This is a genomic window from Dickeya sp. Secpp 1600 (genome assembly GCF_003049805.1).
GTDB classification, from domain to species: domain Bacteria; phylum Pseudomonadota; class Gammaproteobacteria; order Enterobacterales; family Enterobacteriaceae; genus Dickeya; species Dickeya fangzhongdai.
Genome location: NZ_CP023484.1, coordinates 1,267,453 through 1,292,592 on the forward strand (window position 1 = coordinate 1,267,453; position 25,140 = coordinate 1,292,592).

Sequence of the window (25,140 nt, forward strand, 5' to 3'; positions counted from 1 at the left end):
AGGCGCTATCGGCAGGGCAGCGGCTACAGGATTAGGAATATCGTCATGCCGGGGAAACCCGCTGTCGCGGATTTCCCCGGCGTCGTACTTAGATCTTGCACGCGCCGCTTTCGCAGCCGTCATCCTGCGGCGCGGTGTCGAGCAGGTCATCCTGAGCGTCTTCGGCGCCGTCGCGGGTGTTTTGGTAATAGAGGGTTTTCAACCCGAACTTATACGCCGTGAGCAGATCTTTCAGCAACTGGGTCATCGGCACTTTTCCTGACGGGAAACGCGCCGGATCGTAGTTGGTGTTGGAGGAAATCGCCTGATCGACGAATTTCTGCATCAGACCCACCAGCTGCAGATAACCGTCGTTGGACGGCATGTCCCACAGCAGCTCGTAGGCGTCTTTCAGCGTTTCGTACTCCGGCACGACCTGACGCAGGATACCGTCTTTCGACGCTTTGACGCTGATATGGCCGCGCGGCGGCTCAATGCCGTTGGTGGCATTGGAAATCTGCGACGAGGTTTCAGACGGCATCAGCGCCGACAGCGTGGAGTTGCGCAGGCCATAGGTCTGGATGTCTTTGCGCAGCGTTTCCCAGTCATGATGCAGTGGTTCGCTGCAAATACTGTCCAGATCGCGCTTGTAGCTGTCGATCGGCAAAATGCCCTGCGAATACGTGGTTTCGTTAAACCACGGGCAGGCGCCTTGTTCGCGCGCCAGCTGGTTCGAGGCTTTCAGCAGGTAGTACTGAATCGCTTCGAAGGTGCGGTGCGTCAGGTTGTTGGCGCTGCCGTCGGAGTAGCGTACGCCGTGTTTCGCCAGATAGTAGGCGAAGTTGATCACGCCGATGCCCAGCGTACGGCGGCCCATCGCGCCGCGTTTGGCGGCCGGAATCGGGTAGTCCTGATAGTCGAGCAGGGCATCCAGCGCGCGTACCGCCAATGTCGCCAGTTCTTCCAGCTCGTGCAGCGAACTGATGGCGCCCAGGTTGAAAGCCGATAATGTACAGAGCGCGATTTCGCCGCTTTCATCGTTGACGTCTTCCAACGGTTTGGTCGGCAGCGCGATTTCCAGACACAGGTTGGACTGGCGCACTGGCGCGACCAGCGGATCAAACGGGCTGTGCGTGTTGCAGTGGTCGACGTTCTGAATATAGATACGGCCGGTGGAGGCGCGTTCCTGCATCATCAGCGAGAACAGTTCCGCCGCCTTGAGCTGCTTCTTGCGAATGCTGCCGTCCCGCTCGTATTTCACGTACAGGCGCTCGAATTCATCCTGATTGTTGAAGAAGGCGTCGTACAACCCCGGCACGTCGGACGGGCTGAACAGCGTGATGTCTTCGCCTTTGACCAGACGCTGGTACATCAGCTTGTTGAGCTGCACGCCGTAGTCGAGGTGGCGCACGCGGTTGCCTTCTACGCCGCGGTTGTTTTTCAGCACCAGCAGGCTTTCCACTTCCAGATGCCACAGCGGGTAGAACAGTGTGGCCGCACCGCCGCGCACCCCGCCCTGCGAGCAGGATTTCACCGCGGTCTGGAAATGTTTGTAGAACGGAATACAGCCGGTGTGGAACGCTTCACCGCCGCGGATCGGGCTGCCCAGCGCTCGAATACGGCCGGCGTTGATGCCGATGCCGGCACGCTGGGAGACGTATTTCACGATCGCGCTGGAGGTGGCGTTGATGGAATCCAGGCTGTCGCCGCACTCGATCAGCACGCAGGAGCTGAACTGGCGGGTCGGGGTGCGCACGCCGGACATGATCGGCGTCGGCAGCGAAATTTTGAACGTCGATACCGCGTCATAGAAGCGTTTTACATAGTCCAGACGGGTTTCGCGCGGGTAGCCGGAGAACAGGCAGGCGGCGACCAGAATATACAGGAACTGGGCGCTTTCGTAGATGTCACCGGTCACGCGGTTTTGTACCAGATATTTCCCTTCCAGCTGTTTTACCGCCGCGTAGGAGAAATTCATGTCACGCCAGTGATCGATGAAAGCGTCCATCTGAGCAAATTCGTCTTCCGTGTAGTCTTCCAGCAAATGGCGATCGTATTTTCCCATTTCGACCATTTTCACTACGTGGTCATACAACTTCGGCGGTTCAAACTGGCCGTAGGCTTTTTTGCGCAGATGGAAGATGGCCAGACGCGCGGCCAGATACTGGTAGTCCGGGCTTTCGCGGGAGATCAGGTCGGCGGCGGCCTTGATGATGGTTTCGTGGATATCGGCGGTCTTGATGCCGTCGTAGAACTGGATGTGGGAACGTAGTTCTACCTGAGAAACCGAGACATTGTGTAACCCTTCTGCTGCCCAGGTGATTACCCGGTGGATTTTGTCCAGGTTGATGCGTTCTTTACTGCCATCGCGTTTGGTAACAAGTAGACTCTGGTTCATGTGGCGTAGCACCTGTTTTTTTGACACGTATTTTGTTTTGCTTGGCTCACCCGCCTTTTTATTTACAAAAAACGCAAATAAAAAAATAGTGTTTTCTGTCAGAAGTAAACACTATATATAGGGGGTGGGGCGGTTTTTGATAACAAGATAATGTGAAAATTTCCGCATTGCAAGTGAGCAAAACGGCTTCCTCTTGTGGATAACATAGGGAATAAATGTTACAAGCGCGCTAAATCCCAGCCACTGCGCGGCTTCCTTTTTTGTCAACCGCGAGGGGAGAAAAAATAAAAAAATTGATCAACCGCCGGTTTCTTATCCGGTGGCAAAACTATCTGCCTGATCAAAACCGTGTTTCAGACAAGTAATTAAGAATTATCTGAGATTGATATGTCGTCAGGGAGCGGATACGGCGTGGTTTATGCCTGAAAACTTATTCTCTGGCGATAAAAAAGCCGGTGGTTTTATCCACCGGCCGGGGTATTGGGAAACCGGAATGTTCCGACCTGCGCCTGACAGATTCAGCCAAGGCGTGTGGTATGGATCATCTTGTGGTGTGGGTCATCGTGTGGTGTGGATCATATAGTTGACGTCGACATTCGCGCCGAGTCGGAAGCTGTCCAGCAGCGGGTTATAGTGCAGGCCGAGCATATGGCGTTCACGCAGCGGCGTCTGATCCACCCAGTCCAGCAGTTCCGCCGGGCGGATGAACTTTTTGATGTCGTGCGTGCCGCGCGGCACCATGTTGGTCAGGTACTCGGCGCCGACAATCAGCATCAGCCAGGCTTTGGCGTTGCGGTTAATGGTGGAGAAAAAGACATGGCCGCCGGGTTTGACCAGCCGGGCGCAGGCCAGCACCACTGAGCGCGGGTCCGGCACATGTTCCAGCATCTCCATGCAGGTCACCACGTCGTAAGCGCCGGCATGGGCGTCTGCGTGGGCTTCCACCGTCTCCTGCACGTAACTGACCTGAACACCGCTTTCCAGCGCGTGCAGCCGGGCTACCTGTAATGGTTCGCCGCCCATATCCAGCCCGGTGACGCGCGCGCCTTCCCGCGCCATGCTTTCGGCCAGAATGCCGCCGCCGCAGCCGACATCCAGCACCTGCTTGCCGAAAATGCCGCCGGCGCGTTCAAGAATGTAATTCAGACGCAGCGGGTTGATGCGGTGCAACGGTTTGAATTCGCCTTCCAGATCCCACCAGCGCGAGGCGACGGCTTCAAATTTGGCGATTTCATCGTGGTCGACGTTCTGGGTCGGTGCGGATGTTTTCAGCGCATCAGGATTAGCGGCGCCTGCATTTGTGGCGTCTGTATTCATGGTGTCTGTGTTCATGGCGTCTGTGTTCATGCAGAGTGATCACCTTTCATCAATATTGACTGGGGCGAGTATAACGAGCGGAAGGCGGTTGTTGTAGTCGCTAACGATAGCGTCGTGGTTTCCGTACCTTGTGATGGCGGTAACATTGCAGTAACAAAATGCGAGACGCCTCATGAAAGAAACGTCAGGAAACCGGCGCGAAGTTTCCCCTGAAACCCCGGTTTATGATATGATTTTCCACCTTTTAAAATCGGGTAGATGTGAATAGAGGGATAGCGGCTCCATGAGCGACCTAGCCAGAGAAATTACACCGGTCAACATCGAGGAAGAGCTGAAAAGTTCATATCTGGATTACGCCATGTCCGTCATCGTCGGGCGTGCGTTACCGGACGTTCGCGATGGTCTTAAGCCGGTACACCGCCGCGTGCTGTACGCGATGAGTGTGCTGGGTAACGACTGGAACAAGCCTTATAAAAAATCGGCCCGTGTGGTCGGGGACGTTATCGGTAAATATCACCCGCATGGTGATAGCGCGGTTTACGACACTATCGTGCGTATGGCTCAGCCGTTCTCGCTGCGGTACATGCTGGTGGACGGCCAGGGCAACTTCGGTTCCATCGACGGCGACTCCGCCGCGGCGATGCGTTATACCGAAGTGCGCATGTCGAAAATCGCCCACGAACTGCTTTCCGATCTGGATAAAGAGACGGTGGATTTTGTGCCTAACTACGACGGCACAGAGCAGATCCCGGACGTGATGCCCACCCGTATCCCCAACCTGCTGGTCAACGGTTCTTCCGGGATCGCGGTGGGGATGGCGACCAACATTCCGCCCCATAACCTGACGGAAGTGATTAACGGCTGTCTGGCCTATATCGATGATGAAAACATCAGCGTCGAAGGGCTGATGACCCATATTCCGGGGCCGGACTTCCCGACCGCCGCCATCATCAACGGCAAGCGCGGCATTGAAGAAGCCTACCGCACCGGCCGCGGCAAAGTGTATATCCGCGCCCGCGCCGAAGTGGAGGCGGACGCCAAATCCGGCCGTGAAACCATCATCGTGCATGAAATCCCTTATCAGGTGAACAAGGCGCGACTGATTGAAAAGATCGCCGAGCTGGTAAAAGAGAAGCGCATTGAAGGCATCAGCGCGCTGCGTGACGAGTCCGACAAGGACGGCATGCGCATCGTGATTGAAATCAAGCGCGATGCGGTAGGTGAGGTGGTGCTCAACCATCTGTACTCCCAGACTCAGATGCAGGTGTCGTTCGGCATCAACATGGTGGCGCTGCATCAGGGCCAGCCGAAGCTGATGACCCTCAAGGAAATTCTGGCGGCATTTGTCCGTCACCGCCGCGAAGTGGTGACGCGTCGTACCATTTTCGAACTGCGCAAAGCGCGCGAACGCGCCCATATCCTGGAAGGTCTGGCGATTGCGCTGGCTAATATCGACCCGATCATCGAGCTGATCCGCCATGCTTCTACCCCGGCCGAAGCCAAAAACGCGCTGGTGGCGCAGGCGTGGGCGCTGGGCAGCGTGGCCGCCATGCTGGAGCGCGCCGGCGATGACGCTGCGCGTCCGGAATGGCTGGAGCCGGAGTTCGGCATCCACGAGGGTAAATATCACCTGACCGAACAGCAGGCGCAGGCGATTCTGGATCTGCGTCTGCAGAAACTGACCGGTCTGGAACATGAAAAACTGCTGGATGAATACAAGGAACTGCTGGAGCAGATCGCCGAACTGCTGTTCATCCTGCGCAGTCCTGAACGTCTGATGGAAGTGATCCGCGAAGAGCTGGAGGCGATCCGCGAGCAGTACAACGACGCGCGTCGTACCGAGATCACCCATAACAGCGCCGACATCAATATCGAAGATCTGATTTCCGAAGAGAACGTGGTGGTGACCTTGTCGCATCAGGGTTACGTCAAGTATCAGCCGCTGAGCGACTATGAAGCTCAGCGTCGTGGCGGCAAAGGCAAATCCGCCGCCCGCATCAAGGAAGAGGACTTTATTGATCGGCTGCTGGTGGCGAATACCCACGACACCATCCTGTGCTTCTCCAGCCGTGGCCGTCTCTACTGGCTGAAAGTGTATCAGTTGCCGGAAGCGAGCCGCGGCGCCCGCGGTCGTCCGATCATCAACCTGTTGCCGTTGGAGCAGGATGAACGCATTACCGCCATTCTGCCGGTGCGCGAGTACGAAGAGGGCATGAACGTGTTCATGGCCACGGCCAGCGGTACGGTGAAGAAGACCGCGCTGACTGAGTTTAGCCGTCCGCGCAGCGCCGGTATCATCGCTGTTAATCTCAACGACGGCGACGAGCTGATTGGCGTCGACCTGACCGACGGCAGCAATGAAGTGATGCTGTTCTCCGCCGAAGGCAAGGTGGTGCGTTTCTCCGAATCGGCTGTACGTACTATGGGACGTACCGCTACCGGGGTGCGCGGCATCAACCTGCAGGACGACGATCTGGTGGTGTCGCTGATTGTGCCGCGCGGCGAAGGCGATATTCTGACTGTGACGCAGAATGGCTTCGGCAAGCGTACCGCCGTCATCGAGTATCCGGTGAAATCCCGTGCTACCAAAGGTGTTATCTCCATCAAGGTGAGCGAGCGCAACGGTAAGGTGGTCGGCGCGGTGCAGGTCGATTCCGCCGATCAGATCATGATGATCACCGATGCCGGTACGCTGGTGCGTACTCGTGTATCCGAGGTCAGCATCGTTGGTCGTAATACTCAGGGCGTGACGCTGATTCGTACCGCTGAGGACGAGCGAGTGGTTGGCCTGCAGCGTGTGGCTGAGCCGGTGGAAGACGATGAACTCGACAGCGTGGTGCCGGTTGACGGCGAACTGCCGGAAGAGGACATCGATGAACCGGAGAACGATGACGATACGCCGGCAGACGATGAATAACCCCTTCATCCGCCGATGATGACCTTCCAGAGCCAGCGCCCGACGCGCTGGCTTTTTTTATGCAGGATCGGTACTGTATCGACTGATCCCGACCTGATTTTCCCGTGCTGACAACCTTTACGGTATGCCTTTGAAAGTTATCGCTTCTTTTCAGACCACCCTTAAAGTCTCCCGGTATATGTTCCGGGCGCTGGCGACCACGCTGTGGATTCTGGGCGCACTGATTTCGGTTTTTTACGTGAATAAGGAACTGAATCAACGGGAATCGCATCTGCGACAGATTTTCTCCCTCAATTTCGAACAATCGCTGGGGTATATTCGCCATACCACCGATGTGGCGCGCGAGCTGCGGTACATTGCCGCTAACCGATTCGGTGCGCCTGTCGCGCCACGGGAACGCGGCGCCGCCGCCAAAAAGACGCCGTTCTCTATTTATCCGCTGTCGTCCACCTTTGACTGTGGCGAACAGTATGAGAAGAACCCCGCTCAATTACAGTCGCTGACTAGCTTTTTTGAACAGTGGCATGATGATTTCTCGTCGGTTTATGACCTTAACCGCATCTTTTTTGTCGACAGCAGTCAGCAGTGCATTGTCGATTTTGGCATTCGCAATCAGTCGCTGGATAGCGATAGCCTGATGAAGAGCGTGCAGGAACGGTTGCAGAATCAGAAATCCAATCGGGCGGGGAATCGTCGCGAGGAGAGCCTGTTTTGGGTGACGCCCGGCCCGACGCCGGATGCGGGGTATCTGTACGCGCTGACGCCGGTGTATGTGGATAACCATCTGGTGACCATGATGGGGATCGAACAGAGTATTCGGCTGGATGACTTCATGTTGAATGGCGACCTGCCGTTCAGCGTCAGATTACTGGATCAGAATGACCGGGTTCTGCTGCAGTTTACCGACAGCCAGTCCGGCAATAGCCTTAGCCATTACCCGGACTCGAACAACTACTTTGGCTACAGCGATGGCTACGGCGCCTTGTTGATGAAGAAGGCGCTGCCGCCTACGTCGATGACCGTGGTGTATTCGCTGCCGCTGGAAGTGATTCTGATGTCGCTCAATACGCTGATCATCAATATTGCGTTGTTGAATCTGGCATCGGCTATCTGTCTGTTTTTATTGACCCGACTGTTTGAGCGTAAAATTTTTCGGCCGGCGGAGCGCAACGCGTTTCAGTTGGAAGAAAACGAACAGTTTAACCGCAAGATCGTGGCGTCGGCGCCGGTAGGCATCTGCATTCTGAGGATCAGCGACGGCACTAATATTATCAGCAACGAACTGGCGCATAACTATCTCAGCCTGCTGACGTATGAAGACCGGGTGCGCATTGTGCGCATCATCTGCGAGCAGCAATCCAAATCGCTGGATGTGGTGACCGGGCGCAATCACCATCTGCAAATCAGTTTTGTGCACTCGCGCTACCGTAACGAAAACGTGGCCATCTGCGTGCTGCTCGACGTCAGCGCCCGTGTGCGCATGGAAGAGTCGTTGCAGGAGATGGCCAACGCTGCCGAGCAGGCCAGCCAGTCCAAGTCGATGTTCCTGGCGACCGTCAGCCATGAATTACGCACACCGCTGTATGGCATCATCGGTAATCTGGATTTGCTGCAAACGAAATCGTTGCCATCGGATGCCAACCGGCTGGTGACGGCGATGCAAAACTCCTCGGCGCTGCTGCTGAAGATCATCAGCGATATTCTTGATTTCTCCAAGATCGAGTCGGAACAGCTGAAGATCGAGCCCAGCGAGTTTGCGCCGCGTGAGGTGATAAACCATATCGTGAGTAATTATCTGCCGCTGGTGGTGAAAAAACGGCTGGTGCTGTATTGCTATATCGATCCTAACGTGCCCTTGCGGTTGATGGGCGATGCAGTGCGGTTGCAGCAGGTGTTGAGCAACTTGCTCAGTAACGCCATCAAGTTTACCGATACCGGCTGTATTGTGTTCCAGGTGGCGTGTTGCGATGACGGTTACCTGGTGTTCAAGGTACGGGATACCGGCGTCGGTATCGATACCCGTGCGGTGATGAAATTATTTGACCCCTTCTTTCAGGCCGGGACCGGGGTTCAACGCCACTTTCAGGGCACCGGGCTGGGGCTGGCGATTTGTGAAAAGCTGGTTAGCCTGATGGATGGGGACATCACCATTGAATCCGAACCGGGGCTTGGCAGTGAGTTCGGCATTCGCATTCCGCTTTACCGCGCTCACTACCCGCAGACGTTGCAGGTGCCAGATTTACAGGGGAAAACCTGCTGGTTACAGATTCGTAATGCGCTGATGGAGCGCTATCTGCTGGGCTTGCTGAATGCCTGCGGTCTGGATGCGCAGCGGTACGAAGAAGGGCAGCTCGTCGGTAAAGATGACGTGATGATTTGTGATCATGTGCCGGATACGCTGCCAAATGCGCACGCCTGCGTGGAGATTAGCGGTATGCAGGCTGGCGCCGCACAGGAGGTTCGGGCGGGGTACTGGCTGTACAGTACGGCCGCGCTGCACGAATTGCCGGTGTTGCTGCAACGTATTTATCGGGGTGAGGATGAATTGTCCGCGGCGGCGCTGTCCCTGCCGTCCGTCAGTTACAATCGTACCGAAAACAGCGATATTCGCCTTTTGGTGGTGGATGACCATCCGATTAACCGCCGTTTGCTGGCCGATCAACTCGGTTCGCTGGGGTATCAGGTCATTACGGCCAATGACGGGCTGGATGCGCTGGATGTACTGGCGAAGAATCCGGTGGATATTATCCTTACCGACGTCAACATGCCGAATATGGACGGTTACCGTTTTACCCAGCGGCTGCGGGAAATGGGGCAGACGTTGCCGGTAATCGGCGTCACCGCCAATGCATTGGCGGAAGAACGGCAGCGCTGTCTGCAAGCCGGTATGGATAATTGTCTGTCTAAACCGGTGACGCTGGATACGTTGCAGCAGTCGCTGTCGTATTACAGTAATCTGGTCAGGCAGAACAAGCCGGTTCAGTCGTAACTCAGGCCGGCTTGGGGGAAGGCCGGCGAGCAGGTCACCCGCTCGCCGGTAGGTGAATCACTCTTTGTCAGACGGCGACACGCCGACCGAGGAGAGGTAGTTCAGCAGGGCGATATCGTTGTCCACACCCAGTTTGGTCATGGCCGATTTCTTCTGACTGCTGATGGTTTTGATGCTGCGATTGAGTTTTCTGGCGATTTCAGTAACCAGGAACCCTTCGGCAAACAGGCGTAAAACCTCGCTTTCTTTGGGCGACAAGCGCTTGTCGCCGTAACCGCTGGCGCTGATTTTTTCCAGCACCTTGCTGACGCTTTCCGGCGTGAATTTTTTGCCTTTCTGCAACGCGGCCAGCGCTTTGGGCAGGTCGGTTGGCGCGCCCTGTTTCAGGACAATCCCTTCAATATCCAGCTCCAGCACTGCGCTGAGAATGGCCGGATTATTGTTCATGGTCAGTACAATGATCGACAGGTGCGGGAAGTGGCGCTTGATGTATTTGATCAGGGTAATGCCGTCGCCGTATTTATCCCCCGGCATGGATAGATCGGTGATCAGAACATTGGCGTCAAGTTTGGGAAGATTGTTAATCAGGGCTGTCGAGTCTTCGAATTCACCCACGACGTTAACCCATTCGATTTGTTCCAGCGACTTTTTAATGCCAAACAAAACAATAGGATGGTCGTCTGCAATAATTACGTTTAGATTGCTCATTGTTTTTTACTCATATTGTTGGCCACCGGGCTGCAGCAATGCTGTGACAAAACCTTCGATCTGCTGAAGGTTGGCTTCTATCTGCGCGCGATCCTGGGTGGTAATAAGCTTTTCCAGCGCTTCACATAACTGCTTGCCGGGATGAAGATTCAGCATGGCAAAGACACCTTTCAGGCGGTGTGCTGTTTGCGCAAGTGACAAAAAATCGCCATCTTGGGTCTCAGTATATAGTCTCTTTAAATCCTCCGGTACTGTATCAACAAACAAGGAATAGTAGTCACTGTTGCGTAACTGACGGACATAGAAGCCGATATCGTCCTGCTCTTCAGGCAGGGGATCGTCCGGAGAAGTATCCAGTTGCTGTTCGATCAGTTTCAGCAGACCTTCCAGCAGTAACTGGCTGACATTGTAGTTGGTACGCAGGCGGCGATGCCCCAGCGGCACCAGCAGCGTATCGTCGCTGGTCACCAGCAATGTATCGTCGGCCATCCGGCTGGGATCGTCGGTAATCGTGATTTCCGCATCCTGACTCACCAGTCGTTCGTCATATACCACGACATCCGCGCCCCAGTTGCTCACCATACGGCTAACAATGGTACGTACCTCATCCGAGGTAATGTTCAGGAGTAGCGTGATGTCGTCCAATAATTTCTCATCTTCTTCCGCAGGCAGCGGGTCCGGCTGCATTTTCAAGGTCAGCACGTACTGGGTGCCGAGTCCTGGTCGACTGTTGATTTGCAGTTGACCCCCTAGTTTGTTGCAGAGTTGATTGCATAGAAATAGGGTTAATCCGGAATTGTGCCGGAAGCGATCGGATAGCGGCGTGGTAGCGAACGGATGCACCAGATTGTCCCGCTCCATACCGGAAATATCGGTGCCGGTATCGCTAATGCGGATCAGCAACTGCTCGGGGGTATGCGCCGAAGGCTCGCAGGACAGGGTGATCTTGCCGTAGTCGGTATTGGTGATGGAGTAGTCCAGCAGCAGCGACAAGGTTTTCTTCAGCAATTCGCTGTCGCCCAGATAGGTCTGGCGCGGGTCGAGCTTGTAATGATTGAACAGCTTCAACCCTTTTTGCTGGATACGCGGCAGCAATTCCAGCATCAAATCGTCAATCAGCGTCAGCGGTGAAAACGAGTCATGGACCAGATGCCATTCCACCGTTTCCAGTCGCGCCTGCAGGGCGATGTTTTCCATCAGACGGATGGCGCCGCTGGTTTCGGCGATCAGCGCCTGAACCGTTTTCTGATGCTCTGGCGGGTTGTCGGTTTTGCGCAGCGTCAGCGCCAACTGGTGTACGGCGGACAGCGGTTGCTTAAACTCCTGGCTCAGGTTGCGGAACAGGCGTTTGCGAACCGAGACGTTTTTGTCGAATTCCCGCTGCGCCAGCTGCAGCTTTTTGGTAATCAATATTTCCTGATCCTGTTCGCGCAGCAGGAACAGGCACAGCGACGGCGTGTGCTGGCTGTGGAACACGCGCACCTCGTACATCTCGTTATCCACCGTGGCCTGAATAACGCCCTGATGCTCCTCCGCCAGCGTGGAGATTTTCTTCAGGCTGAGGTGCGGGTATAACCGTTCCGCCAGCGCGTTCGCCACCATCACCTTGTTGTTGCTGAAATCGTAAACCAGCACCCCGACCGGGATGCGGCTGACGATCTCGCCGTACATTCGCTGTTGTTCTTTCAAGTGATGGGACAGGTCATCCTTCGGCCGGGCGTAGTAGCGCCGCAACGCGTAGACCCCCATCAGCGAGATAGCCAGCAACGCCAGATTGAGCGCAATCACCCAGATATTGTTGCGCAGCATATCGGTCACCAGCCGGCCCAACGGAATGGCATAGACCAGTTTGATCGGCGAGTTCATCAACTGGGCCGAGATTTCCAGCAGCGCGCCTTCACGGCGAATATCGGTGGGGATGTCGTTATCCGCGCTGGCGTCGGCGTTTACCGGCGGTGTTTGCTGGCGCAGCATGAAACTGTCCCGCGACATATTGCGCGGGATCAGATCGTTGATAGACAAGTCGAACGCAATGACGGTAGCCAGATGCCCAGGCTGATTGAACGTCGTGCGCAGGGTAAAGTAATAGTCGTTGTAAAAACGCAGCTTGCGTAAGGGGGAGAAGCTTTCCCGTTCATCCAGCGTATTCGCCTGCTGCAGCATCTCGGTTTTGCGCGATTCCACCATCGATGAGAGGTAGCTGCCGCGGAACTGTGACGAGATATCTTTCAGCGGCTGGGTGGAGACCATGGTCAGGCTGTTGTCCTGCCCATTGAGGTAGTACATCGAGTAGATATCGGTTTTCGCGCCCCACAGGACGTCCAGATATTGCGATATCCGGTGCATGGCGCCGAGCGTGGTTTTGTCGTGCGGCCCGAAAATCAAGGCATCCGTTTTGTGGCCGCTTTTCTCGACATAAAACACATTCGGCATCAGCGTAATCAGATTGATGTTGGGAGTATCGGGCGGTGTCGGATCGCTGATCAGATTTTTGTAGATTTGATCGGTAAAGAAGCGGTAAGCATCGATGCGCTTTTGCATTCCTTCCGCAATGTCTGTCAGGGCGGATTTTTTCTCCGTCATCCAGCTGTTGACGTAGTTATAGCTGTAAGCGCCGGTCATCAGCAGCAGCAACAGAATAAACAGCAGGAAAAAACGCACGATAGCCGCAGGCATGAAATCAGGCTCCTGATGAACGGGTAAGAGGACGGATACTGAGGCTGACAATCAGCAGCAACAGTGCGACAAGGCCCAGAGCCAGCGATAGGCTGCTCCATTGGGCGATGAAGCCGAGTAGCGCTGGACCGGTCAGAATACCGGTATAGCCGAGAGTGCTGACTGAGGCAACGGCCAGCCCGGCGGGCATGATCCGCTGTCTGCCTGCCGCCGAGAACAGAATCGGCACCACGTTGGAGGCGCCCAGGCCGACCAGGATAAACCCGGTTATCGCGGAAACCGGGTTATCCACCGCAATCGCCAGCAACAGGCCGAGTGCGGCGCATAAACTGCCGCCGGCTGCCATGACGTAGCGCCCCAGCTTCTGCGTTAACCGGTCGCCGTTGAGGCGCCCCAGCGTCATGGCGATGGAAAAGGCGGCGTAGCCAACGCCCGCGAGCCGGGAGTCGAGCCCGCGTTCGCCGCTGAGGAACAGGGCGCTCCAGTCCAGTATCGCGCCTTCCGCCAGAAACATAATGAAGCAAAGCGCGCCAATGGTCATCACCACGCCGCGCGGCCGCACAAACAGCGGGGAGCGTTCGGCGTGACCCGAGCCATGCAACAAATGGCGATGCGTGCCGCACAGCAGCAACAGAAGGAGCAGAAGCACCATGATGATGATCGCCCATAACGGCGAACAACCAAGCCACAACAGGCCGCTGACGCCGCCCGCACCGGCGATGCCGCCGACGCTGTAAAAACCGTGAAACCCGGACAGCATGGCCCTTTTGCTGGCCTGCTCGACCACCACCGCCTGAATATTCATGGTGACGTCAAGCAGACCAATCGCCGCGCCGAACAGGAACAGCAATACCGCCATGGCGGGCAATGTGGAAACCTGCGTCAGGGCCGGCAACACCACAAACAACGGCGCGGCTGCGGACAGCATTACCCGGCGGCATCCCAGGCGCGCGCTCAGCACGCCGGCCAGCGGCATGGCGGTCAGCGAGCCGATGGCAATCATCAGCAGCAGCATTCCCAGCGACGCGTCGTTGATGTTAAGGCGGGATTTGGCGTACGGCACCAGCGGCGCCCAGGCCGACATCGCCGCGCCCGTGATGAAAAACACCGCCCGTGTGGCGAACTGTACCGCTTTGTCGTCCAGTCGCTGTGACTGGTCAAGCGTGGAGGAACTCAAGGTTGAACTCATTGCTGAATAACTATCGTCGCTGAACCTGACAGAGGGGTATTTTTACCACAATTGCGACGTTTTATCGAAAGAGGATGTGTCTTGTCGACAGAAAATGCGGGAAGGGTTCCACAATAAGCTCGCAGATAAAAAATGCCGGGACAAGCCCGGCAATGAGAAGGTAATTTATGATAAAGCGGAATGAAGAATTTGATGATAGCGAGAAAAATTTTAGAACTGTCGGTCGTAAGAATTTTGTCACTTAATGCTAATTTCATCGGATTGCTTTTTCATTCTGTGCGGTGAACAAAATCAGAAAATATAAACGAGATGAATTATCGTTGATGAAGGAATATGTCCATCCGCCCGGGATTATTCGCTGAGCGCCATGCTGCCTGGTGTGGCGTTCATCTGGCCCGATATGCCGACATGACAATACGTTACCTTGAGTCATCTTTCGTCAAAAAATAAAAAGCGACGAAATTTTTTATATTGTGAATACTTTTTATGGCGGAAGCCTGCAAATAAAAAGGCGTGATAAAGAATAATCTAAACCCTGTTTTTATTGTGGGTTAAGCGTGGGGTTATTTGGCGTTGCGGCAATCCAGAATTGGAAATAGGAATTATCGCAATCGTTTTGGGATGTCTGCCGCAATTTGAGATAAATCACCATGAATCTGGCTCCAACCTCTGGGTGACGTTATTCAACTGCGGGTGCGTTCTGTTCGCTGGCGAACGGCCGGGGAGAGGCCTATTCATAGAAATAGGGTGTGGGTAAGCAGGTTATTACGGGGTAGGTATCAAGCTAATGACTTTTTTTTTGTAGGGATAGCCCCGTATAATTCCCTACTTTCAGTTAGGCTATGGGGTGAATGTGCAGCAATTCTCTGACCTGCTGCGCCAGATGCATCAGGCGCTCAACGAACCCTTGCCGGAGCAGGCGGGCTTTCATGCAATCACGCTGACCATGTCGTTGCAGGACGGCTCGCCGTTGCTGGCGTGGCTGGCCTCGCAGCCCGTTTATCCGCAGTTTTACTGGCAGCATCGTCAGGACGATGAAGAGGCGGCGGTGTGTGGTCAGGTGCGTGTGTTTGACGATATCGCACACGCTGAGGACTTTCTGCAACGTCATGATGTGGATGACAGCGTGCGTCTCTGGGGGTTGAATGCGTTTGAACAGCATCCGGTAGCGGAAGCGAATGCCGCTGCGTTTCTGTTTTTGCCGCGCATCGCCCTGTTGCGACAAGGGTTGCGTCTGCGTCTGCGGGTCAATCTGTGCAGTGAGACCTCGCTGCGCGATGATGCGCGCGACGCACAGGATTTTCTGCGCCGGCTATTGCCGCCGCAGCCGTTGCCGACGCTGCATACCCGTATAGAAGCTACCCGCCATTGTCCGGATCGCCAGCAGTGGATCGACCTGTTGCATCTGGCGCTGGCGGACATTGCCGCCGGACAGATGGAAAAAGTGGTGCCGGCACGCGCCTCGATGCTGTCGCTCGATCGGCCGTTGCGGGCGACCACGCTGATGGCGGCCAGCCGGGCGGCCAATTACCGCTGTTATCATTTTATGCTGGCTTTCGCGCCGCATCAGGCGTTTCTGGGGTCCAGCCCTGAGCGGCTTTATCGGCGGCGGCATACCCGCCTGGAAACGGAGGCGCTGGCCGGAACGGTGGCCAGCGATCATGACGATGAAAAAGCCGCTGCGCTGGCAGACTGGTTGATGAATGATGTCAAGAATCAGTGTGAGAACATGCTGGTGGTGGACGATATTTGCCAGCGCCTGCATCAGGCGGCGTTGACGCTGGATGTGATGCCGCCGGAGATCGTTCGTCTGCGCAAAGTGCAGCATCTGCGGCGAACGATTCAGGCGACCCTGCGCAGCGGAACGGATAGCGAGTGCCTGCATCTGTTGCAGCCGACCGCGGCGGTGGCCGGGTTGCCGCGCGCCGCGGCGCGGGCGTTTCTGGCCCGGCATGAGCCGTTTCACCGCGGCTGGTACGCCGGCTCGGCGGGGTATTTGTCGCGTCAGCAGTCCGAATTCAGCGTGGCGTTGCGCTCCGCCAGCGTCGCGGACCGGCAACTGACGCTGTATGCCGGCGCGGGCATTGTGGCGGGATCTGATCCAGAACAAGAATGGCAGGAACTGGAAAACAAGGCCGCCGGACTGAAGTCGTTGCTGGAAGACGCTATTTCATAGCGCGATTTATTGCCTGTTACTGGTTTACATCAAAGTTGGCCGGATGAAAAAAAATATAATTATTGCCACAACCCGCAACCGGAGTTGTTGAGTCGATCATGTCCACACATATTTTTAACCGCCGCTGGGCAACGGTTATCGTTGAGGCGCTCAGCCATCAGGGTGTCCGTCATATCTGCATTGCGCCGGGATCGCGTTCCACACCACTGACGCTGGCGGCTGCTTCGCACCCGTCGCTGGTCTGTCACACCCATTTTGACGAGCGGGGTCTTGGTCACCTGGCGCTGGGGCTGGCTAAAGCCTCTGGCGAAGCTGTGGCGGTGATAGTGACGTCCGGCACGGCGGCGGCCAATCTCTATCCGGCGATTATTGAAGCCGGGCTGACCGGCGAGCGGCTGGTGATCCTGACGGCGGATCGCCCGCCGGAGCTGATCGACTGCGGCGCCAATCAGGCGATTCGGCAGCCCGGCATGTTTGCCTCGCACCCGACATTAACGCTCAACTTACCGCGTCCCACCTGTGATATTCCGGCCCGCTGGCTGGTTTCCGCCCTCGATAACGCTCTGGCCGAGCTGCGCCACGGCGCGCTGCATATCAATTGCCCGTTTGCCGAGCCGTTATATGGCGAAGACGATCCGGCAGCCTTTCAGGACTGGCTGCAGGCGCTGGGCGACTGGTGGCATCAACCGCAGCCGTGGCTGCAGGGCGCGTGCGCGACGCCGGCAACAACAATGCAGCCGGACTGGCCGCAATGGCGGCAACGGCGCGGCGTCGTGATCGCCGGGCGAGTGCCCGCGCAGGTCGGAGAACAGCTAGCCGCCTGGGCGCGCCAGCTCGGCTGGCCGCTGATTGGCGATGTGTTGTCGCAGACCGGTCAACCACTGGCCTGCGCCGATTTGTGGCTTCAGCATCCGCAGGCGGAAACGCTGCGTCAGGCTGAGATCGTGGTGCAGTTCGGCGCCAGCCTGACGGGCAAACGTCTGCTGCAGTGGCAGGCGACGGCGACGCCCGACCAATACTGGCTGGTCGACAGCCAGCCGGGACGGCTTGACCCCGCGCAGCATCGTGGTCGTCGATTGGTGGCCGACATTGCCGACTGGCTGACGGCGCATCCGGCCGTTGCTCAATCGCCTTGGGCGCCAGAGGTTGAAGCCTGTGCCGAACGGGTCATCCGCCAGGTGGCTGCCCGCTTGTCCGGCGGTTTCGGCGAGGCGCAATTGGCGCATCGCGTCGCCGAACTGCTGCCGCCGCAAGGGCAGTTTTTCGTCGGCAACAGCCTGACGGTAAGGCTGGTGGATGCGTTCGCCCGTTTGCCGGCGGGGTATCCGGTGTACGCCAACCGCGGCGCCAGCGGCATTGACGGCCTGCTGTCGACGCTGGCGGGTGTGCAGCGCGCCGATGTCCGGCCGATGCTCGCCATCGTCGGCGATCTGTCGGCGTTGTATGACCTTAACGGGCTGGCGCTGCTGCGTCAGCCGCCTGCGCCGCTGGTGCTGGTGGTGGTTAATAATGACGGCGGGCAGATTTTTTCGTTATTGCCGACGCCAGAGGCGCAACGCGAAGCTTTTTACTGTATGCCGCAGCAGGTGGATTTTCGTCATGCGGCGGCGCTGTTCGGGCTGCGTTACGCGCGAGCGCAGCAATGGTCTGAAGTACAGAACGCGGTAAATGCCGGGTGGCGGCAGGGTGGTACCACGCTGCTGGAAGTCGTGGTGGAACCCAAAGCCGGCGCCGAAACGCTGCAGCGGCTGTCGGCCGAGGTGCCGTCGTGGTGACGATGCATTGCCGTTGGGTGGGGCAGCCGCAGCCGGGGCAACCCTGGCTGGTGATGCTGCATGGCCTGCTCGGCAGCGGCGAAGATTGGCAGCCGGTGTTGCCGTATCTGGCCGACTGGCCGCTACTGCTGGTGGATTTGCCGGGACATGGCGCGTCCCGGTCGTTGCCGACGGCGGATTTTGCCGACGTGAGTCGCCAACTGACCGCGCTGCTGGCGCAACAGGCGGTAACCGACTACTGGCTGCTGGGGTATTCGCTGGGCGGGCGCATTGCCATGTATCACGCCAGCCGGGGCGACGCTGCCGGTTTGCGGGGGCTGCTGGTGGAAGGCGGTCATCCGGGGCTGGCGTCGGCAGCAGAACGTGAGGCGCGACAGCGGCATGATGCCGACTGGGCGCGCCGTTTTCGCCATGAGCCGCTTGATAGCGTGCTGCCGGACTGGTATCAGCAGCCGGTTTTCGCCCGCCTGTCGTCGGCGCAACGCGAACGGTTGATTGCATTGCGGCGCGGCAATCACGGACCGGCGGTCGCCGATATGCTGGAAGCGACCTCTTTATCCCGTCAACCCTGTCTGGTTGACGCCCTGCAGCGGCTACGGGTTCCGTTCGGTTACCTCTGTGGCGGTCAGGACACTAAATTTCAGGCGCTGGCCGCGCAGCATCGTTTGCCGTTGCTGAGTGTGGACCACGCCGGACACAACGCTCATCAGGCGAATCCGTCAGAGTATGCCGAACGGATTCGTCAGTTTATTTCGCATCCCGAAAGGAAGATTCAATATGCTTTATCCCAGTGAAGAACTGCTTTACGCACCGGTAGCATGGCACGATTGCAGCGGGGATTTTGTCGATATCCTTTATCACAAGTCGACCGATGGCATCGCCAAAATCACCATCAATCGTCCTCAGGTGCGCAACGCGTTCCGCCCGCAAACGGTAAAAGAGATGATTCAGGCGCTGGACAACGCCCGTCATGATGACGGTATCGGCGTGATCATCCTGACCGGCGCCGGCGAGAAAGCGTTCTGCTCCGGCGGCGATCAGAAAGTCCGCGGCGACTACGGCGGCTACCAAGACGACAGCGGCGTCCATCATCTCAACGTGCTGGACTTCCAGCGTCAAATCCGTACCTGCCCGAAACCGGTGGTGGCGATGGTGGCCGGGTATTCCATCGGCGGCGGCCATGTGCTGCACATGATGTGCGATCTGACCATTGCGGCGGAAAACGCCATTTTCGGTCAGACCGGGCCGCGTGTCGGTTCCTTTGACGGCGGTTGGGGCGCCTCGTACATGGCGCGCATCGTCGGTCAGAAAAAGGCTCGCGAAATCTGGTTCCTGTGCCGTCAGTATGACGCACAGCAGGCGCTGGATATGGGATTGGTCAACACCGTGGTGCCGTTGGCGGAACTGGAACGCGAAACCGTGCGCTGGTGCCGTGAAATGCTGCAAAACAGCCCGATGGCGCTGCGCTGCCTGAAAGCCGCGCTGAATGCCGACTGCGACGGTCAGTCCGGATTGCAGGAACTGGCCGGCAACGCCACCATGCTGTTCTACATGACGGAAGAAGGGCAGGAAGGCCGCAATGCCTTTAACGAAAAACGCCAGCCCGACTTCAGCAAATTTAAACGGAATCCCTGATGCGTCAGGCCATCCTCTATCGTTACAGCGTGCCGATGGATGCCGGGGTGGTGCTGCGCAACCAGCGCCTGAAAACCCGCGACGGGCTGCTTATTCGCCTGCGTGACGGCGAACGGGAAGGCTGGGGCGAAGTCGCGCCATTGCCGCAATTCAGTGTGGAGACGCTGGAGGAGGCGTCCGGCGCGGTACAGACGCAACTGCAAGCCTGGTTGTCAGGGCAGGCGTTGGACGAGTGCGGTTTGCCCTCGGTCGATTTCGGCGTTAGCTGCGCGCTGGCCGAGCTGTCCGGCCAGTTACCTGACGACGCGGACTATCGTAAAGCGCCGCTGTGCAATGGCGATCCGGATGAATTGTTCGCCATGCTGCAAAGCCTGCCTGAACCGGTGGCTAAGGTGAAGGTCGGGCTGTATGAAGCGGTACGCGACGGCATGATCGTCAACCTGTTGCTGGACGCGCTGCCCGAACTACGGCTGCGGCTGGATGCCAACCGTAGCTGGACGCGGGCTAAAGCCGACGGATTCGCCCGCTATGTGACGCCGGCCTATCGTTCCCGCATCGCTTTTCTGGAAGAACCCTGCAAAACCCGCGACGAGTCGCGCGATTTCGCTCGCGCCACCGGCATTGCCATCGCCTGGGACGAAAGCGTGCGCGAGCCGGGATTCCGGGTTGAAGCGGAACCGGGCGTGGCCGCCATTATTATCAAACCTTCGCTGACCGGCAGCCTGAACCGCTGTCGCCAACTGGTGGAGCAGGCGCATCAGGCTGGCCTGACGGCGGTGATCAGTTCCAGCATCGAGTCCAGTCTGGGGCTGACGCAACTGGCGCGACTGGCGCGCTGGCTGACGCCGGGCGTTCTGCCGGGGCTGGATACGCTGGATCTGATGCAGACGCAGGTGGTGCGCGCCTGGCCTGACAGCGCGTTGCCGCTGATCGCGGCGGACCGTCTGGAGCCGATATGGCAAGCCTGACCGACTGGCCCTGGCGAAGCTGGGCTGCGTCCCAGCCGATGGCGCCGGCGCTGATGGACGACGACGGAATCTGGAGCTGGCAGCAACTGGCGAGTCATCTGAATCAACTGGCGACCGGTTTCGTTCGTCAGGGGGTGCGGCCAGGCATGGGGGTGGCGCTGCGCGGCAAAAACAGTACCGATATGTTGTTCTGTTATCTGGCGCTGTTGCAGTGCGGGGCGCGTCTGTTGCCATTGAATCCGCAACTGCCCGATACGCTGCTGGATGCGTTGTTGCCCGCGCTGAATATTGAGTATGGGCTGAGCGTCGATGGGTATGCGTGGCCGCAAAGCATCATTCCTCTGAGCCTGTCGGCGTCGTCGTCGGATGACGTGCTGCCGGCGCTGCCGTGGGAAGCGCAACGGCTGGCGACCATGACGCTGACGTCCGGTTCCAGCGGCATGCCGAAAGCGGCGGTGCACACCTGTGAAGCCCATCTGGTGAGCGCCGAAGGCGTACTGGCGCTGATGGCGTTCAGCGCGGGCGATCGCTGGTTGCTGTCGCTACCGCTGTTTCATGTATCCGGACAAGGGATTGTCTGGCGCTGGCTGGCCGCCGGGGCATCGCTGGTGGTCAGGCCGGACCAGCCGTTGGATGTCGCTTTGCGAGTGTGTACTCACGCCTCGCTGGTTCCTACCCAGCTCTGGCGTCTTCTGTCGCAGAACCGTTCTCCGATCAGCCTGCGGGCGGTGTTGTTGGGCGGCGCGATGATCCCGGCGGAACTGACTCAACAGGCGGAGGCGCGGGGCATCCGTTGCTGGTGCGGTTACGGCCTGACGGAGCTGGCGTCCACGGTATGCGCCAAGCGCGCGGATGCCGGCGGCGGCGTTGGGTTGCCGCTGGCGGGACGCGAGATACGGCTGGAGGGCGAAGAAATTCTGCTGCGCGGCCGCTGTCTGGCGGCGGGATACTGGCGCGAAGGCGGACTTAGCCCGCTCACTGATGAGCAAGGCTGGTTTCATACCCGCGATCGCGGCCAGTGGAATGGACATGAATGGCGAATTCTGGGGCGGCTGGATAACCAGTTCTTCAGCGGTGGCGAGGGGATTCAGCCGGAAGATGTGGAAGCGGTTCTGCTACAGCATCCGGATGTGACCTATGCCTGCGTGGTGCCGGTGGATGATCCGGAGTTCGGCCAGCGCCCGGTGGCGGTCGTCGAAGTGGAAAACGCCTTGCCGCTGTCCCGGTTGGTCGCATGGTGGCAGTCCCGGCTGGCGGGATTTCAGCGTCCGGTGGCGTGTTACCTGCTGCCGGCTGCATTGAAAAACGGCGGGATCAAGGTATCCCGACAGCAGGTGAAAACCTGGGTGGAGCAGCAGCCGCGCTGATTGGCGTGACGGGGAACTGCGCGAGCATGGCGGAGCGAACGGTCATCGACGCGTTCGGTCGGGAAGAGCAAAATGCCCTGTTTTTTGTCGCGACAGCATCATTCGTCGGTTATTTATGCTTTTGGCTGCTGAAGATTTAGGTAAAATGCGTGTTAACATCACGGTGTTGTGCGCGTTTAACTTATTTGTCTTTAAGGATTATAGAAATGAAAAAGTGGGTTATTGCTTGTGCGGGAAGTTTGCTGCTGGCGACTGTTTCCGCTCATGCCATCAGTATTTCCGGGGAAGCGGGTCGTGACTATACGGGCGCCAGCGCCGGTTTCGGTCTGGGTGTGCCCGGCCTGTCCGGCAATGCCGGCTGGAGCCATGATGACAAACACAGCAATGACGTCTACAGCGCCGGTCTGGATTATACCTTCGCGCTGAGCAACGCGTCGCTTAAAGTGGGAGCCAAAGGGCTTTACCTGAACCAGAACCGTTTTAAAGATGGCTATGGCGTCGCGCTGGGCGGCGGGTTGCAGGTGCCGGTGACCAGCTCCGTTTCCCTGTACGGTGAAGGTTATTACTCGCCGGACGCGTTCTCCAGCCATGTGGACCACTATGTGGAAGCCCGCGGCGGCGTGCGCTGGCAGCCGTTCCGCCCACTGTCGCTGGATGTTGGCTATCGCTACATCAACATGGCGTCCGGCGAAGACGGCAACGACAACCGCGTAGCGGATACCGCTTACGTTGGCGTGGGGCTGAATTTCTGATTCCCCGACATCGGTTGGCAGACAAAAACAAAAGGCGTGTTTATCACGCCTTTTGTTTTTTTACAGATCGTTTTTTTAGCGGACGGAGAGCGTCATTGTGTTTATGGCGTCGAATTTCTAAAGTGGTGTGAAACCATCATAAGGAGTAACGCGGATGCTTAGGGTTGAGATGTTATGTACCGGCGATGAAGTGCTGCACGGCCAAATTGTGGATACCAATGCCGCCTGGCTGGCGGATTACTTGTTTTCACAGGGCGTGCCGATGACCAGCCGCATGACGGTGGGCGATAAGCTGGAAGAGCTGGTGGCCGCGTTGACCGAGCGCAGTCAGATCGCCGATGTGCTGATCGTCAATGGCGGGTTGGGGCCGACCAGCGATGATCTCAGCTCGCTGGCGGCGGCCACGGCCGCCGGAGAAACGCTGGTCGAGCATGCCGAATGGATCGCCCGCATGGAAGCCTTCTTCGTCGAGCGTGGCCGGGTCATGGCCGACAGCAACCGCAAACAGGCGCAATTGCCCGCCAGCGCTGAATTGGTGGATAACCCGGTCGGCACCGCCTGTGGTTTTGCGATGCAGTTGAACAAGTGCCTGATGTTTTTCACCCCCGGTGTGCCCTCCGAATTCAAAGTGATGGTGGAGCAGCAGATTCTGCCGCGCCTGCGTCAGCGTTTTGCCGTCGGCGAACCGCCGCTGTGCCTGCGGTTGACCACGTTCGGCCGCTCTGAAAGCGATCTCGCCAGCCAGCTCGACAGCCTGCCGCTGCCGCCGGACGTGGTGCTGGGGTATCGCTCCTCCATGCCGATTATCGAACTGAAGCTGACCGGCCCGGCCACACGGCGTGCGGAGATGGAAGCCGTGTGGGAAACGGTGCGCGACGTTGCCGGCGAAAATGCGATTTTTGAAGGCACTGACGGGCTGCCGGCGCAACTGGCGCGCCGTCTGGCCGAACGCGGGTTGCGCCTGACGGTGGGCGAGGACTTCACCGCCGGTCTGCTCAACTGGCAACTGCGTGAGGCGGATGTACCGCTATCCGGCGGCGACTTGCGGGTGGAAAGCGAGGCGTTGACGCTGGCGGCCGTCGCCGAGGCGACCCGAACGCTGGCGCAGCGTCAGCAAACGGAACTGGCGCTGTACGTCGGCCGTTCTGATGACGGTGTGCTGATGCTGGCGTTGCACACCCCCGCAGGGACATTCGCCCAGACGATTCAGGTGAATGTGCGGCGCTACAACCGTAGAACCCATCAGGATGTGGTGGCGATGCTGGCGATGAACATGCTGCGCCGCTGGCTCAATGGCTGGCCGGTGTATGGCGGTCATGGCTGGATCAGCGTGCTGGAGACGTTGTAAGCAGCAATCGGTGAGGCGGAGAACGCGGGGGCAACGGCCCCCGTCGTTATGGTCGGGATCAGTACAGCAGCGAATACAACTGGCGGCGATAGCGGGCAGCCAGCGCATCGCCGGTGCCGAGCGCGGCCATGATATCCATCAGCGTTTTACGGGCGTTGCCGCCGGCGGCGGTCAGATCTTTCTTCAGCATTCCCATCAACAGTTCCAGCGCTTCTTCGTTGCGCCCGACCTGATGCAGTTGCAGGCTGAGCTGCACCGCCAGCTCCTGATTATCCGGCGAGGCCGCCAGTTGCTGCTGCAATTGCTGAATTTCCGGCGTATCCGCCGCCTGTTTCATCAGTTCGATTTGCGCTACCAGCCCGTGGTAACGGGTGTCCTGATCCTGCAACGGAATGGTGTCCAGCACCGCTTGCGCGTCATCGGTGCGGTTGAGCTGGATCTGCACTTCCGCCAGTAACAGCGCGATATCGCTGCGTTTGGCGTCCAGTTGCCAGGCGTCTTTCAGCAGCACGGCGGCTTCTTTTAACTGGTTTTCCTGAATCAGTTGCTGAGCCTGCGCCAGTTTCAGGTCTTCGGCTTTCGGCAGCACTCGCTGCAGCAGGTCGCGGATCACCTCTTCCGGCTGCGGCCCCTGAAAACCGTCCACCGGCTGACCGTCTTTGAACAAATAGACGGTCGGGATGGCGCGCAGGCCGAACTGGGCCGCCACGCGCTGCTCGGCGTCGCAATCCACTTTGGCCAGAATAAACTGACCGGCGTATTCCGCCGCCAGTTTGTCCAGCACCGGCTCCAGTTGCTGGCAATGGGTGCTGCGTTCGGACCAGAAATAGAACAGCACCGGGGCGTTCATGGACTGTTCCAGCACCTGATGCAGGTTGGTCTCGTTGATATCAATCACGTTGGCGTGTTGTTCTAACATGTCATTCTCTCTTAGCCGTTTCAGCCA

At 58.0% G+C, this 25,140-nt stretch carries 16 protein-coding genes; 10 read left to right on the top strand and 6 right to left on the bottom strand.

The window, feature by feature from the left end; translation table 11 throughout:
• Positions 1-88 precede the first annotated feature (88 nt).
• Entirely contained in the window at positions 89-2,377 is a 2,289-nt protein-coding gene (gene nrdA, locus CPA59_RS05790) for a class 1a ribonucleoside-diphosphate reductase subunit alpha (protein ID WP_107758871.1), read from the bottom strand.
• A 558-nt stretch (positions 2,378-2,935) separates the two neighbouring features.
• Positions 2,936-3,694: a bifunctional 2-polyprenyl-6-hydroxyphenol methylase/3-demethylubiquinol 3-O-methyltransferase UbiG gene (ubiG, locus tag CPA59_RS05795; RefSeq protein WP_071605175.1), complete on the bottom strand. Its 759-nt coding sequence runs from the start codon at positions 3,692-3,694 to the stop codon at positions 2,936-2,938.
• A 283-nt stretch (positions 3,695-3,977) separates the two neighbouring features.
• Between ubiG and gyrA the strand changes: the two genes are divergently transcribed.
• Positions 3,978-6,611: a DNA topoisomerase (ATP-hydrolyzing) subunit A gene (gene gyrA / locus CPA59_RS05800; RefSeq protein WP_107758872.1), complete on the top strand. Its 2,634-nt coding sequence runs from the start codon at positions 3,978-3,980 to the stop codon at positions 6,609-6,611.
• Between the two features lie 124 nt (positions 6,612-6,735).
• Positions 6,736-9,600, top strand: a complete 2,865-nt coding sequence (gene rcsC, locus CPA59_RS05805) for a two-component system sensor histidine kinase RcsC (protein WP_107758873.1) — start codon at positions 6,736-6,738, stop codon at positions 9,598-9,600.
• A gap of 57 nt (positions 9,601-9,657) precedes the next feature.
• Here the strand turns inward: rcsC and rcsB are convergent, their stop codons facing one another.
• Genes rcsB through CPA59_RS05820 form a run of 3 tightly spaced genes read right to left on the bottom strand, consistent with a single transcriptional unit; the run spans position 9,658 to position 14,173 of the window.
• Positions 9,658-10,308, bottom strand: a complete 651-nt coding sequence (gene rcsB / locus CPA59_RS05810) for a response regulator transcription factor RcsB (protein WP_013316908.1) — start codon at positions 10,306-10,308, stop codon at positions 9,658-9,660.
• A 6-nt stretch (positions 10,309-10,314) separates the two neighbouring features.
• Complete coding sequence (gene rcsD / locus CPA59_RS05815; RefSeq protein WP_107758874.1) at positions 10,315-12,984, bottom strand: phosphotransferase RcsD; 2,670 nt, start codon at positions 12,982-12,984, stop codon at positions 10,315-10,317.
• 4 nt (positions 12,985-12,988) lie between these two features.
• Entirely contained in the window at positions 12,989-14,173 is a 1,185-nt protein-coding gene (locus tag CPA59_RS05820) for an MFS transporter (protein WP_107758875.1), read from the bottom strand.
• 847 nt (positions 14,174-15,020) lie between these two features.
• On the opposite strand from CPA59_RS05820, the gene menF reads away from it, so the two are divergent.
• From menF to CPA59_RS05860, 8 genes are all read left to right on the top strand, one after another.
• On the top strand, positions 15,021-16,349 hold the full coding sequence (gene menF, locus CPA59_RS05825; protein ID WP_107758876.1) for an isochorismate synthase MenF: 1,329 nt from the start codon (positions 15,021-15,023) through the stop codon (positions 16,347-16,349).
• Between the two features lie 98 nt (positions 16,350-16,447).
• Complete coding sequence (gene menD / locus CPA59_RS05830) at positions 16,448-18,124, top strand: 2-succinyl-5-enolpyruvyl-6-hydroxy-3-cyclohexene-1-carboxylic-acid synthase (protein ID WP_107758877.1); 1,677 nt, start codon at positions 16,448-16,450, stop codon at positions 18,122-18,124.
• 2 nt (positions 18,125-18,126) lie between these two features.
• Positions 18,127-18,918, top strand: coding sequence for a 2-succinyl-6-hydroxy-2,4-cyclohexadiene-1-carboxylate synthase (gene menH / locus CPA59_RS05835; protein ID WP_107758878.1), 792 nt, complete (start codon positions 18,127-18,129; stop codon positions 18,916-18,918).
• Complete coding sequence (gene menB / locus CPA59_RS05840) at positions 18,902-19,759, top strand: 1,4-dihydroxy-2-naphthoyl-CoA synthase (RefSeq protein WP_033570148.1); 858 nt, start codon at positions 18,902-18,904, stop codon at positions 19,757-19,759. Before menH ends, menB begins: the two co-directional genes overlap by 17 nt.
• Complete coding sequence (gene menC, locus CPA59_RS05845) at positions 19,759-20,727, top strand: o-succinylbenzoate synthase (protein ID WP_107758879.1); 969 nt, start codon at positions 19,759-19,761, stop codon at positions 20,725-20,727. The genes menB and menC overlap by 1 nt, the downstream gene beginning before the upstream one ends.
• The gene (gene menE, locus CPA59_RS05850) at positions 20,715-22,094 is read left to right on the top strand and encodes an o-succinylbenzoate--CoA ligase (protein ID WP_049842516.1); all 1,380 of its coding nucleotides are present in this window, start codon (positions 20,715-20,717) and stop codon (positions 22,092-22,094) included. Before menC ends, menE begins: the two co-directional genes overlap by 13 nt.
• Positions 22,095-22,300: 206 nt before the next feature.
• Positions 22,301-22,846 (top strand): YfaZ family outer membrane protein, encoded by a 546-nt coding sequence (locus CPA59_RS05855; protein ID WP_038918235.1) that lies wholly within the window; start codon positions 22,301-22,303, stop codon positions 22,844-22,846.
• Between the two features lie 154 nt (positions 22,847-23,000).
• The gene (locus CPA59_RS05860; RefSeq protein WP_107758880.1) at positions 23,001-24,194 is read left to right on the top strand and encodes a nicotinamide mononucleotide deamidase-related protein YfaY; all 1,194 of its coding nucleotides are present in this window, start codon (positions 23,001-23,003) and stop codon (positions 24,192-24,194) included.
• Positions 24,195-24,252: 58 nt separating this feature from the next.
• On the opposite strand, the gene CPA59_RS05865 is transcribed toward CPA59_RS05860, so the two are convergent.
• Entirely contained in the window at positions 24,253-25,113 is an 861-nt protein-coding gene (locus CPA59_RS05865; protein ID WP_038918237.1) for a co-chaperone YbbN, read from the bottom strand.
• Positions 25,114-25,140 lie beyond the last annotated feature (27 nt).